11 protein-coding genes are annotated in these 13,067 nt (G+C 69.0%); 5 read left to right on the forward strand and 6 right to left on the reverse strand.

Features of this window, described 5'->3' with window-relative positions; translation table 11 throughout:
• Nucleotides 1–432 precede the first annotated feature (432 nt).
• On the reverse strand, nt 433–939 hold the full coding sequence (locus ACQPXS_RS02125) for a transglycosylase SLT domain-containing protein (RefSeq protein ID WP_433446352.1): 507 nt from the start codon (nt 937–939) through the stop codon (nt 433–435).
• A gap of 1,359 nt (nt 940–2,298) precedes the next feature.
• Here ACQPXS_RS02125 and ACQPXS_RS02130 point away from each other — a divergent pair.
• Nucleotides 2,299–2,619 carry an ArsR/SmtB family transcription factor gene (locus ACQPXS_RS02130; protein ID WP_433446354.1) on the forward strand — a complete coding sequence of 107 codons (321 nt, stop codon included), beginning with the start codon at nt 2,299–2,301 and terminating at the stop codon, nt 2,617–2,619.
• On the forward strand, nt 2,612–3,073 hold the full coding sequence (locus tag ACQPXS_RS02135; RefSeq protein WP_433446356.1) for an SRPBCC family protein: 462 nt from the start codon (nt 2,612–2,614) through the stop codon (nt 3,071–3,073). The genes ACQPXS_RS02130 and ACQPXS_RS02135 overlap by 8 nt, the downstream gene beginning before the upstream one ends.
• A gap of 1,998 nt (nt 3,074–5,071) precedes the next feature.
• On the opposite strand, the gene ACQPXS_RS02140 is transcribed toward ACQPXS_RS02135, so the two are convergent.
• The gene (locus ACQPXS_RS02140; protein WP_433446358.1) at nt 5,072–5,872 is read right to left on the reverse strand and encodes an alpha/beta hydrolase; all 801 of its coding nucleotides are present in this window, start codon (nt 5,870–5,872) and stop codon (nt 5,072–5,074) included.
• A complete protein-coding gene (locus ACQPXS_RS02145) occupies nt 5,869–6,735 on the reverse strand; it encodes an alpha/beta fold hydrolase (RefSeq protein ID WP_433446360.1) in 867 nt (288 codons plus the stop codon). Before ACQPXS_RS02145 ends, ACQPXS_RS02140 begins: the two co-directional genes overlap by 4 nt.
• A 136-nt stretch (nt 6,736–6,871) precedes the next feature.
• Between ACQPXS_RS02145 and ACQPXS_RS02150 the strand changes: the two genes are divergently transcribed.
• Entirely contained in the window at nt 6,872–7,447 is a 576-nt protein-coding gene (locus ACQPXS_RS02150) for a TetR/AcrR family transcriptional regulator (protein ID WP_433446362.1), read from the forward strand.
• A 347-nt stretch (nt 7,448–7,794) separates the two neighbouring features.
• Nucleotides 7,795–9,678: a glycoside hydrolase family 15 protein gene (locus ACQPXS_RS02155; protein ID WP_433446364.1), complete on the forward strand. Its 1,884-nt coding sequence runs from the start codon at nt 7,795–7,797 to the stop codon at nt 9,676–9,678.
• 411 nt (nt 9,679–10,089) lie between these two features.
• On the opposite strand, the gene ACQPXS_RS02160 is transcribed toward ACQPXS_RS02155, so the two are convergent.
• Nucleotides 10,090–11,019, reverse strand: a complete 930-nt coding sequence (locus ACQPXS_RS02160) for an NAD(P)H-binding protein (RefSeq protein ID WP_433446366.1) — start codon at nt 11,017–11,019, stop codon at nt 10,090–10,092.
• Between the two features lie 99 nt (nt 11,020–11,118).
• Nucleotides 11,119–11,364, reverse strand: a complete 246-nt coding sequence (locus ACQPXS_RS02165; RefSeq protein WP_433446368.1) for a hypothetical protein — start codon at nt 11,362–11,364, stop codon at nt 11,119–11,121.
• 196 nt (nt 11,365–11,560) lie between these two features.
• Here ACQPXS_RS02165 and ACQPXS_RS02170 point away from each other — a divergent pair, with 196 nt between their 5' ends.
• A complete protein-coding gene (locus ACQPXS_RS02170) occupies nt 11,561–12,697 on the forward strand; it encodes a HoxN/HupN/NixA family nickel/cobalt transporter (RefSeq protein WP_433446370.1) in 1,137 nt (378 codons plus the stop codon).
• Between the two features lie 167 nt (nt 12,698–12,864).
• Here the strand turns inward: ACQPXS_RS02170 and ACQPXS_RS02175 are convergent, their stop codons facing one another.
• Nucleotides 12,865–13,065, reverse strand: coding sequence for a hypothetical protein (locus tag ACQPXS_RS02175; protein WP_433446372.1), 201 nt, complete (start codon nt 13,063–13,065; stop codon nt 12,865–12,867).
• Between the last annotated feature and the right edge of the window lie 2 nt (nt 13,066–13,067).

The raw sequence follows: 13,067 nt of genomic DNA on the forward strand, positions 1-13,067 counted from the left end.
GGCGTCGTCACCGACGGCCAGCGTAACGGCATCGGCGGCAAGGGCGTTCGAACGCCTCCCCGTGCTGCAGACCTGCCGCCCGCAAGCCGCCGGACGTTACGCCCGACCGGGCACTGGCCGGTCCTGTGATCACCGACTGCGACCGCACCCTTCGGGCGCGGCGACATCACCCCCAGGTCATCCGATCGACAGGGGCCAACAGCCCTGCCGGGTCCGGAGGCCGATGGCTCTCTCACAGGACCGTGAAGAAGACAACTGTGAGAGTTCTTCTGCGGCCCGGGATGGGTTGCCGCCAGGCCCAGTGCTCGTGATCCGGTATGACTCGCAAAACAACTGGCGTCCCGTCAGGGACTGCCGTTCCGCCGAGATTTCTGCCGGAGACGCGCGCCGACCTGGCCCACCTGTTGGCTTGATCAGCAGCTTGCCCGCCGGTCAGTAGGCGGAGTTGACGTTGTCGATGGAGCCGTAGCGGTGGGCGGCGTAGTTGGCGGCCGCGGTGATGTTGGCGACCGGGTCGGTGACGCTGTTGGCGGTGCCGGCGACGTGGTAGGCGTGGAAGGTGGGGTCGATCACCTGGAGCAGGCCCTTGGAGGGGGTGCCCTGCTTGGCGTTGACGTCCCAGTTGTTCTGGGCGCTGGGGTTGCCGCCGGACTCGCGCATGATGTTGCGCTTCAGGCCCTCGTAGCTGCCCGGGATGCCCTTGGCCTTCATGATGGCCAGGGACTGCTTGATCCAGCCGTCGAGGCTGCCCGCGGAGCCGCTCGTGGAAGCGCCGTGGCTGTCGTTGCCGGAGGCCGTGACCGCACGGGCATGCGCCTGTACCGGCTCGGCGGCCTGCGCGTTGGCCGGCATCAGGGTGAGCGCTGCGGCGGCGGCGCCCGTGGTGGCGATACCGGTCAGGCCGAGACGGGCGATGCGGGTGCGGTTGATCATGGCCATGCGAAAGCAACTCTCCGTGGGGGACGTAAGTCGGTGCCGGCCGCTTGCCTGCGGCGGCGTCGGCCGCCCGTGCACACGGGCAGACCCTTAGGGGGGTCGCTCGCTTCCGGCCATCCGGCTCGCGGCGACGACAGCCATGATTAGCGGCGGCCGAGGGCGGGCGCAATGATGTGACCTACTACCCCCATACGTATATTTGTCCGTTTTGTGCATGAATGGGGCTGTCGGTGCATTTCAGGGGCATCCGGTCCTACGGCCCTGGTTAGGATGTGATCCCGCTCGCATGGCCGACATCACGCCCACACCCACCAACCCACCCCTCACCCCCCAACCCCGGGCGCGGTCAGCAGCCGGAAAACCCGGGGCATCCGCCGGCGACGGCCCGACCGACGGGACCAGGTCACGGCAGTGGCCGGCTGCACCCCGGCCGCCCGGGCAGTGCCGGCGCCGCACCGAGCCCTTGCCGGGACGCTGGGGACGAGACGGGGACACAGGTGTCACCCTCACCGTGTTCATGCCGGGTCTGGCCGACACCGGCTTCTTCCGCCAGGCCGCCAGCATGAGTGCCGAGCAGGATCAGCAGCGCGGGCGGGCACGGCCCGGGTCGACGTCGCCCGTGCAGGGTCTGCTGCGGGACGGCAGGGACCTGCGACGGCCGCAACCGGACTCCTCAGGGCAGGGGAAGGCGGCCGGCTCGGCCGAGCGGGGCAGGCCCACTCACGGTGGTGGCAGACGGCCGACGCGCGGCGCGGGCGGTAGCCGGAGCGGGCCGCGGCCGTGCCGGCGGTCAACTGCCCGCGGTGCGGGCCGGGCCAATGAGGCGATGCGGTCGCGCGACGGGACGAGGTCGACGGCCCCGGCAGGCCCAGGCACGACGCCCCCTCGGGCATGAAGGCCCGGCCGCGACACAGGACCCGTCGATGCCCATGGCCCGGCACACCCCACCCGCCGGGACGGTCACACCTCCATCCGGCTCTCGCCGCGCTCCTCTCCACGGCACGCAACAGTGGCGAGGGCCTGCCCGGTCCGCCGGCGGGTCGGCGGGGCACCGGCACACGGCTGAAGCGGCCGGGCCTCTCCTCCCTCCGTGGCCGCATCGTGTTGGTCGCCACTCAGGATGAGGACGTGGAGCTCGGGACGTGCCAGTCGTGATGAGCATGTCGGACTGCTCATAGGCGGGGGATCGATCTTCACGGTTGCGGGCGGCGCGGTGACCATGTCCGGCTCGCTCGCGGTCTTCGGCCCGCCTCCTTGTGCGGTGTGCCGCGCCTGGCGCCCGGCCGGGGGCTTGGTCGCTGGTTGTGGCTGTGTCTCGTCGTCCTGCTTGACCCGGCCATCCGTAAGTCCTAGCTTACGTAAGTGGCGACTTACGAAGATGCCTTGTCCGCGCTGGCCGACCCGACGCGGCGGGCCGTCTTCGAGCGTCTCGTCGACGGTCCCAAGGCAGTGGGGCAGCTGGCCGAGGACCTGCCCGTGAGCCGTCCCGCCGTCTCCCAGCACCTGAAGGTGCTCAAGGAGGCCGGCCTGGTCGTGGACCGAGCGGTCGGCACGCGACGCGTGTACCAGCTCAACCCAGCCGGACTGGGTGCTCTGCGCGCCTGGCTCGACCGGTTCTGGGATCAGGCACTGGCCGCGTTCGCCGCGGCCGCCGAGAGCGAAGGAAAGCACGAACATGCCTGATGGATCCGTCCGCAAGAGCGTGACCGTCCACGCGCCGATCGAGAAGGCGTTCACCGTCTTCACGCAGGGCATGGACAGCTGGTGGCCGCGCAGCCACAAGATCGGCCAGGGGCAGCTGAAGGAGGCGGTCCTCGAGGGCAGGGAAGGCGGTCGCTGGTACGAGATCGACGCCGACGGCAGCGAGTGCGAGTGGGGCCGGGTGCTGACGTGGAAGCCGCCCACCCTTCTGGTGCTGGCCTGGCAGATCGACGCCGCCTGGCGCTTCGACCCGCAGCTGATCACAGAGGTGGAGATCCGCTTCGCCCCCGAAGGTCCACATCGCACCCGAGTGGAGCTCGAACACCGTGACCTGGACCGCTTCGGCGAAGCCCAGGACGAGGTCCGCGCCGCGTTCGATTCGCCGGGCGGCTGGCCGGGTCTCCTCGACGCGTTCGCCCAGGCAGCAGCGGCATAGCCGCCAAGGCAGGCATACCCCTGCGGTGCGGTGCCGGGCATGGTCGCGGAATCCGTGTTGCACACGGCCCTCCCGTCACGATCGGCAGCAATGTCGGGAAGGCCGTTCTGGTGCGCTCGAAGACACTCCCGGTCACGGTAGAGGCGGATGCCCGCACATGTCGAACGGCGCCTCGCAGCTGGCGAGTTGACATGCCCGAAGTATGGCGGGTCCAGCGCGGGCAGGGATGGGAGCGGTGCCGTCGGTTGCGCGAGCCGGCCGGGTCGGTGGAGGTGCATCCGCGCCGGACCCATTGCATGACCCACTCGGACACGCATGTCCCTCGCCCAGCCTTCGCCCTGGTCAGGCGGGCGCATGTGGTGGAGGTGGTGGGGCTGGACTGGAGGCGGCCGCATGCGGATGGGCCATCGACGAATCGCGGAACGCCTGCGCCGACCCGCCTCGACGCTGCGGGGCCGGCTGCGGTGCTGCTCCCGGCGGGCAGTGCCGGGCGCCGCGGTGTCCACCTCCTTTGCTGGTGGCACTCGCCGCCGGTCGGAAGTGGGCCACGATTCACGCGTCGCCGACACTCCACGAACCGAAGCTGAAATCCGGTTGTCCTATGGGACGTCTACGCTCACCGTCCCCCTGCTGCAGACAGGAAGATCCGATGCCGCTCGAGGTCGACGCCGAGGACCGCGATCACCAATGCCCGACCTTCCACGACAGGTGTCTCAGGGAGTTCTCCTGGTCGACGGCCCTCGCCCGCGACGGGGCGCCGAGGACAAGGCCGCGGACGGTGTGGGGCCTGGCGGCCACGAAGCGGGTTCCATAGTCCCTGACGCTCCCCCATCGGGCCAGAGTCATGGGACACAGTCGGACCATCACAGGCTCAGCCCCGAATCGGCGTGGGTTCGCCCCTCGATGATCGTCGGATGACGTTGCCTCGGGCCGGAGTTGAATGCTCCATTTGAGGGAATTGCGGTGACTGACCGCGCGGCGGGACGTTGAACGAGTATGAGTGCAAGTCATAAACGCAAGCGGTCACGGTCCCGAGCATTCCAGCAGGTGCAAGCGCAACTGACCCGTGCGGCTGCAGCGATGGCCGCGGGGAGGAAGCCGCCGCGACAGCTAGTGGAAGAAACGGTTCACCCGGCAGATACAGAACCGGACACCCGCCATGACAAAACGGCACCACCCGGCTTGACCTGAGACCCTCCGCGCGCCTTTCTCGCCGCCTCACCAAGGCGGCTACCTCGACGAGGGTCGGCCCGTTGCCGAACACCGCGAACCTGGCCAGCACTTCCTCAAGGCCTGCCCCAGCCCCCTCGTGCTTTTGTCCCCGCTCCCAGCCCTCAACAGTGGAGTGCGGCGCACCTCGCCTGCACACCGAGCAATAGCCGCGAAAGACCCGGCCGAGGGCGGCGAAACGGTCGCGGTCGGCCGCCTTACCGGCCTCGCGCCTCCACGTCCCGCAGCCTGCTTCGAGCTGCTCGAGCCATGCCGACCCCGGGCTCGCGCATGCCGCGCCTGCGGCATGCGCCCAGCAGCCCGACCCACGACTCGACCGACTCGCATAGACCCTCGGTGTCATCGCCCGACACGCACGCGCAGCCGCGATCCGGCGGGGCCCGGTTCCGGCAAGCAGTGCGGCCCAGCTCAGACGCCTGCACCGCGTCCTCATCGACGGTGTCCACACTGCACCCCACTGATCACGTCCGCCGACTCCAGCCCCTCGGCCACCAGGTCACTCTCGAACCCGCAACAGCCTGATCGGCCCCACCCCGACCCGACATCGGTCCACAAGCGGCCAGGATGCCGCCGCCTACCCTCCCGAAGATCGAATTTCCGTTGAGCGTTCCAGGCGTCGTCTGGTCGACCCCGCCGCGGCGGGGCCGGTGGGCGTCGCAGGCATCAAGCCTCGGCACAGCGCCCTGTCGCGGGTACCAGCGGCTCGTCGCCGGTACCCGCGACCGGATCACTCGTGCGGTTGCTTGCGCCTGTTTGCGGAGCCCCGCGTCAGCGGGCCGGGGAGGTGTCGTGCTGCCCGACCCAGTCGAGCACGACGTCGGCGACCTCACGCCAACCGCTGTCGAATACCAGCGAGTGCCCGCGTCCCGGGATCCGCCGATAGTCGGTGTTGGTTCCGGGCTGGTAGAGCTCGGCCGCCTGGCGTGACACCACTTCGGGGATGGTGTGGTCGCGATCCCCACCGAGGATCAGCAAGGGCCCGCGCACGCGGTCGCTCAGGTCGACCGCGGTGGGCGAGCGCGGGTCCTTCTTGGCGGCCGTCAGGTCGAATATCGGCCGCCCCGGTCCCGGAATCGCCCAGCGCCGGTACAACTCGTCGGACTCCTCGCGGCTGACCGCGTTGCCGAACGCGTAGCGGAACTGGCGGCGGGTCAGCATCACGGACCCGGCCCGGTTGGCCTTGCTGCGCAGCACCGGCAGCGCCGAACGGATCTGCGGGATCGGCAGGGCCTTCACCCCCTTGATCGGCGCCGGGTCGATGGCGACGGCGGCCGAGGCGATGCCCGAGGCCAGGAGCTTCTGAGCGATCAAACCGCCGAATGAGTGCCCGATCACCACGGGGCGCTCGTGAAGCCGGCCGATCTGGCGCGCGATGTGGTCGGTGATGTCTTGGACCCCGTAGCCGGCCACCTGGCCGGGGCTGCGCCGGGCCGCCTCGACGGTGTCTCCGTCACCGGGCCAGTCTGCCGACCGCGCCTCGTAGCCGGCGCTCGTGAAGAGGTCGACCCACGGGTGCCACGCCGAGGCGTGGATCCAAAGTCCGTGGACGAACACGACCGGGGAGCTCACTGCGCGCCGCCCGCGGAGGTGGCTGCGTCCTCGATCACCTTCGTGACAGCGGACGGAACCTCGAGCATCGACAGGTGGTCCGCGGCGGCGGTCACGACCGTGCCGTGCGCCCGCGCTGCCATGGCCTGCTCCTCGGCGGGCGGGAGGACCCGGTCGTTGGCTCCGATGAAGAACCAGCTGGGCACGGTCTGCCAGGCCGCGGGTCCCGACTGCTCGTTGAGGGCGCCGCCTGCGATCGGGGTCTGGGCGGCGGCAAGCTCGGCGCCGATGTCGGCGGGCAGGCTGCTGGCGAACGCCTTCGGGAACAGGTCGCGCTTGACGTACAGGTCCGGGTCGCCCTGCGGCTGGGACGGGTCCTGAACGGCGTCGAACACCGCGGTCGGGTCGGGGACCGCGAGCGAGGAGCCGGGCTTGGCGCCGGTCAGCTGGGCCACGGTCTCCCCCTGTGCCGGGGCGTACGCGTTGATGTACGCCAGGGCCTTGACACGCGAGATGCCGGCCGCGGCATTGGTGATGACCGCTCCGCCGTACGAGTGGCCGACGAGCACGACAGGGCCGGTGGTGGCCTGATTGACGAATGCCGCGACAGAGGCGGCGTCGGCAGACAGGCCGCGCAGCGGGCTGGGCGCGTCGAGGACGGTGTAGCCGTCGTGCTGGAGCCGGGACGCCACCGGAGCGAAGCTCGATGCGTCCGCCCAGGCTCCGTGGACCAGGACGATGGTGGGCTTGGTGGCAGCGGGCTGATCGCCGGCGTGGGCGGGGGCTGCGTCGGCGCTGTCGGTCACCGCGAGGGCCGCGGTCACCGCTGCGGCGGCCGCCAGGATCGCGGCGCCGCGGCGTTTGAGCGAAGTATGCACGGTCATGAGATGTCTCCTAGAAAGGAAGGAACGTTCGTTCCCCCCTCGACGGAAGCATCTGTGGGTGACCTGCGTCAAAGAGGTCGACTGTGACATGTCCCACAGACAAGAAAGAACGATCGGTATCGACTAGTATGTGGTCATGACTGCAGACGCCAAGGCGCGTACCGCGGGACCACGGGACCACCTGCTCGAGGTCGCCAGCGACCTGTTCTACCGGGAGGGCATCAACACGGTCGGCGTGGACCGGGTCCTGAGCGAAGCCGGCGTGACCCGGTCAACGATGTATCGCCACTTCGCGGGCAAGGAACAGCTCGTCATCGCCTACCTCCAGCGCGAGGACGCACTGATCCGGGCGCAGTTCGAGGCCGCTGCCGAGCACGCGGTGTCGCCCGATCACCTTCTGGAGCTGGCCGTCGAGGGCGTGGCGGAGGACGCCGCGCGGCACCACACCCGGGGCTGTCCGTTCATCAACGCCACAGCGGAGTATTCCGACCCTGCGAGCCCGGTGCGCGGCGTGGTTGCGAAACATCGGGCCTGGTTCCGTGCGGCGCTGCGTGAGTACTTCGCCGCGGCGGGCCGTGACGATCCGGAGGGCAGGGCCGACACGTTCGTCATGCTGCGTGACGCGGTGCTGGTGGGCAGCTACCTCGACGATCCCGACAAGGTGCGCACGACCTTCCTGCGTAACGCCCGCAACGTCGCGGGGCTGCCCTAGCCGGATACTTCTGCCGCAGGTCGCCCCGCGAATCGCTCCTATACGAAACCAAGAGCAGCTCACTGCCATCGCCCCACGGATCGCAGAGGCGAAGGACGGAACGCGCCGCATCCCCGGTACGTTTCGGCGTTCAACGGTGCGAGTGAACGGAAACGGCGTGCGACTGCACGTTGCTGTGTCCCGCGGTCACCGGCTGCACTTGCTGCCGCAGGGAGCACGCGCCGAGAATTGAGGGGCCGGCCGTGATGGCGTCCACTCGCACCGTGTCCGCCATGAGACTGGATGGGCCCAGGGGCTTCCAGGCGCGGCCGCGGTGTCTGCTCTAGCGAGCAGGGAGTACCGCTGAAGTGACCTGTACGCCGATCGCCGACTACGCTCTGCTATCCGACTGCCAGACCGCAGCGCTGGTGAGCCGGGATGGATCGGTGGACTGGCTGTGCTTGCCTCACTTCGATTCCCGTGCGGTGTTCGCCCGTCTGCTGGGGGAGGAAGCAGGCCACTGGTCCATCCGTCCACGGGGGTCGTTCCTCAGCCGTCGCGCTTATGTGGAGCGGTCATTGGTGCTGCGGACCGAGTTTCGCGCCCCGTCGGGCACGGTGGCTGTGGTCGATGCTTTGGCCAGCGGGCCCAGTGCGGACGGCCACGACCTGGGAAGCCGGGCGGAGCACCTTCTGCTGCGCGTTGTGGAGGGCATCGAAGGGGAGGTCGAGGTCGAGGTGGAGTTCGCTCCCCGGCCCGAGTACGGCTTGCTGCGTCCGCTGCTGTTCCCGGTGGAAGGGGGGCTGCGCTGCCATGGCGGCCCGGACACACTGGGCCTGGCCTCGCCGGTGTCCTTCGATGTCACCGACAGGGCGAAGGCTCGGTTCACGGTACGCGCGGGAGACAGGGTGCCGTTCGCTGTGCAGCACGTCCCCGCGGGCCGGACGGCACCGCTGTGGCCGGCGGGGGAGATCCTGGCCCGACTGGAGGAGACGGTGGGTGCGTGGCAGGCATGGTCGAACCAGCACCAGGTCTACCAAGGAATGTGGCAGGAAGAGGTGCACCACAGCGGTCGGGTATTGCAGGCGCTGACCTTCCGGCCGACGGGAGCGGTGGTGGCGGCCCCTACGACGTCGCTGCCGGAGGAGGTGGGCGGTGTTCGCAACTGGGACTACCGGTTCACGTGGGTGCGCGATGCCGCGTTCACTTTGGACGCATTGTGGATCGCGGCCTGTCCGGACGAGGCGGTGGCGTTCTTCGACTGGATGGCGCAGGCAGCCGCGGTGGATCCGGAAGGGCAGCCGAATATGCAGATCATGTTCGGGATCCGCGGGGAGTGCGACCTGAGCGAGCGGGAGTTGGAGCACCTGCCGGGCTGGCGCGGTAGCGGGCCCGTGCGGGTGGGAAACGCCGCCTGGCGGCAGCGACAGCTGGATGTGTACGGCGAGCTCCTGGGCGCCGCGCATCGCTTGGGACCGTATCTGGCGGACACGAATCCAGCCACCAAGTGTTTCCTCAGCAGGCTCGCCGACGCCGCTGCCGTTCGGTGGAAAGAACCAGATCAGGGCATCTGGGAGGTCCGCAGTGCGGCCCAGCACTTCGTCTACTCCAAGGCCATGTGCTGGACGGCCCTGGACCGCGCCATCGCCATGGCCGATCTCCTGAAGGCCGGCACGCGGGTACCCGCGTGGTCGCGGGCGCGGCAGGACATCCGTGAGGCGATCGAGGCGCAGGGCTGGAACCCCGACCTCGGCGCCTACACACAAGCCTTCGGTTCCGACGTCCTGGATGCGTCGGTTCTGGTGCTTCCCCTGGTGGGCTTCACCCCGGCTGGGGGCGAGCGTATGCGATCCACCATCAACGCCATCCGTGATCGGCTAACCGATCCGCAGGGCATGGTCTACCGGTACAAGGCCTCGGATGACGGCCTGCCCGGCGGGGAAGGCGCGTTCGTGTTGTGCACTTTCTGGCTGGCGCAGGCACTGGCCGTGGCCGGTGAGGTCGACGAGGCACAGTCGGCCTTCGAGCGGGCCGCGACCGCGATGAACGACGTGGGCCTGATGGCGGAGGAGGTCGACCCCGCCACTGGGGAACTCCTGGGCAATTTCCCTCAGGCGTTCAGCCACATCGGACTGATCAACGCGGCCTGGTCGATCTCCCAGGCCAAGCAGCACCAGTGGGACCCCGCGCGCATCGTGGAGGGCTCGGCGTTCTACCGGCAGATCTGTCTGCCCACCCCCACCCAGTCGTGAGGTCGGCATCATGGCACGGGCCGCATGAGATTCTGCCTCCCCCGGCCACCCGACAGGTGTGCGCCGTCAATCCGCGACCCTGAGAACCCGTTGATGCGCCCATGTGGGCGCGCAGAATAGGCTGTCCCACCCGCGCCCATGCCGCCCACGAGGCCCCGCACACCCCGGGACCAAGATCCGGACCGTAGTCGGTCCACGAGGTCGGCCGAGCAGCCATACGAGGGTCGATTCCGCTGGTCACAAGGGCCGCTTCTTGTACCGTCGGACCAAGAACGTTCTTTGTGGCTACTCCCCCGAGAAGCTCGGCTTCTTCCAGGACGGACAACCAGGTCGCCCGGCGCGAGATCTGAGGGCCGGGCGACCCTCGTCCAGATGAGCCTGCAGCCCGGTTGGCGGCCTGAGCAAGCAGCTTCAGCGAGTGAACATTTCGGGGTTTCTGCGGACGTAATCGGCCACTCCGGCAGCGGGCCGCCCCATGATCCGTTCCATGCCGTCCGCCTGGCGATCGTAGCGATTGGCCGCGTGCAGGCGGGCCATCGTGGAGGTGTGCTGGAAGACGTGATCCGGCAGCCCTAGTGCTCGGAGATCGTGGTCAAGCCATTGCTCCAGGGGAACGTTGGTGTAGCCGACCGTTCGGCCCAAAGCCGCGGAGATCTCCGCCGCCATGGCGGCGATGCTCTCCGATCGGGGGCCGGTCAGCTCGTAGACACGGCCGACGTGACGGGCCGGATCGGCCATGATCTCCTCAACGGCGGCCGCCACGTCGTGGGCCGCGATCGGGGAGGTCTTCGCCTGGCCGAACGGCAGCCTGATGGTGTCGTCCCGCAGGATCGATGAGAAACCCACCTGGAAGAGCGGATTCTCCAGGAAGACGGTGGGCCTGACCTGGACCACGGGAAGGCCTGACCAGCCGAGAAGCTGTTCGACCAACCACTGCTGCCGTTGCTGATGCGACTCGGACGTGCTGGTGAGATCCATCTCGGAGACGGTCAGCTGCGACATGTTGACGAAGGCTTCCAGCCCGCCGTAGGCGCGCGCGGCGACAGCTGTCGTCACGGCGGCCGGCAGATACTGCTCCGATACGGCCATGCCGAAATACACTCGCCCACAGCCGTCCAGAGCGTCGGCGACGTCGCGTGACGACGTCAGGTCACCGACCACGACTTCGGCACCGGTCGCACGCAACGCCTCAGCGCGGTCATCATCCCGGCGCACCAGGGCCCGGACCTTCAGCCCCCGCCGCCGAAGGCCCTCGACCACGGTCCGGCCGACAGCGCCGACCCGGCCCGCGGCACCGGTCACCAGAGCGGGCCGCATCCGTGCTTCCGGGGTGTGGTCCACGGAGGCAGCCTGCGACCCGCACGGCCAGGGCGCAACTGGAGTGATCCGCCCGGCGTCCCGGCCGGCAGGGGAACGCTGTCGGCCGGGACGAGTAGTCCCCTATGTGCGGACGGCCCTGGTGAAGTCGTCGACGGCGATCGACGGCACGCGGCTACCGCGAAGCGATACCACCTGGCCCAGAAGGGCGCCCAGGTCGCCCAGGATCCAGCTGCCGCAGGTGACCACCGGGGTGCCGGGGTCGGCGCTGCGCACGAGCCGCTCGAAGGCCACCGTCTTCTCACGCAGCACCGCCGGATAGATGTCGGTGGCGGGCGGCAACGCTGCTGGGGACTGATCCACAGCCACACAGCCATTAGGAGTATATACTCGTATGTGCGGGCGGCGAGAACGGTCCCCGAGTCCACACCCGCCGGCCCACCGCCGGCCGACGAAACCGGACACCAGCACCCACGCTGCTCATTCGGCTTCGTCCGCCAGCCGGGAGACCGGCCGCCGCACCGCACGAAACTCATCCGCAAGGCGCTGGAGAGGCCGAACCCAGATGACTCTGCCCGAAAACGCTTCCCTGAGCGCTGTCCGTCCTGTGGCGGCATCCACCACACCGGCCATCCGCTGGCAACGCCGGGACTGGTGGCGCGCCGGCGGACTCCTGGCCGTCATCACGGCACTGCACCTGGCGGCGTTCGGGATCCTGGCCGCGCTTGTGGCCCCGCACCACTACAAGGTCGGCAGTGAGGTCTTCGGCCTCGGGCTCGGCGTGACCGCCTACACCCTCGGTATGCGGCACGCCTTCGACGCCGACCACATCGCCGCCATCGACAACACCACCCGCAAACTCATGGCCGACGGCAAGCGCCCCATCTCCGTCGGCTTCTGGTTCGCGCTGGGCCATTCCACCGTCGTGGTGCTGCTGGCTGCCGGGATCGCCGCGAGCGCGCGACTGACGACGACCCTGACCAACGACAACTCCAGCGCACGCCAGAGCCTGGGCGTGGTCAGCACACTGGCGTCCGGCAGTTTCCTGTACCTGATCGCCGCACTCAATCTCGTAGCGCTGGCCGGGATCTGGCGGGTCTTCAAGGCGATGCGCGCCGGGCGGTTCGACGAACACGAACTGGCCAAGCACCTGGACAGCCGCGGCTTCATGAACCGGATCCTGGGCCGGCTCACCCGCTCCGTCTCGCGCCCGGGACAGATGTATCCGGTCGGGCTACTGTTCGGGATCGGGTTCGATACCGCCACCGAGGTCACGCTCATGGTGATGGCCGGCTCCGGCGCCGCCGCAGGACTGCCGTGGTACGCAATCGTCTGCCTGCCGCTGCTGTTCGCCGCCGGGATGAGCCTGTTCGACACCCTCGACGGGACGTTCATGAATTTCGCCTACCACTGGGCCTTCTCCAACCCGGTCCGCAAGGTCTACTACAACCTCACCATCACCGGCCTGTCCATCACGGTCGCCTTCCTCATCGGCACGATCGAGTTGGTCGGCTCCCTGCACGAGCAGCTCCGCCTGACCGACCCGGCCACCGGCTGGATCTCCGGGATCGACCTGAACAACGCCGGCTTCGTCATCGTCGGCCTCTTCGTCGTCGTGTGGGCCTGCGCCTTGGGCTACTGGCGCATCGCCAAGGTCGAACACCGCTGGAACCACGCGGGCAGCCAGGCCGAACCAAACTGATTCGCCAGGGAATCCTTGAGTCCACCCGCATATGGGCTGGAAGTGTGCCGTGGCCGGACGGCGTGCCCGGCACAGCTCTGTTCATGGGAGCAGAAACGACCGCACCAAGCGGCGTCTACCACCGTATGGTGCTATACCGCTCGTAAGCGGTGAGGCATGAAAAAGGTCTATATACTCGCGCGGAAGGGTTCGTTTCTGTGTCGAGCAGCAACCCGGCCGGTGAACACCGCCGTGGAGGCGGGTTCGGACGGATCCGGGGCACAGATCTCGCGGCGGTACTGCATTGCGCCGTCCGCGAGGCCCTGCTGCGGCTGAATCCCGTGACGGTAGCGGTCTACCTGCTGGACGAGGACCACGCCGAACTCCACCT

The sequence above is a fragment of the Streptomyces sp. CA-142005 genome (assembly GCF_050942335.1).
GTDB lineage: Bacteria > Actinomycetota > Actinomycetes > Streptomycetales > Streptomycetaceae > Streptomyces.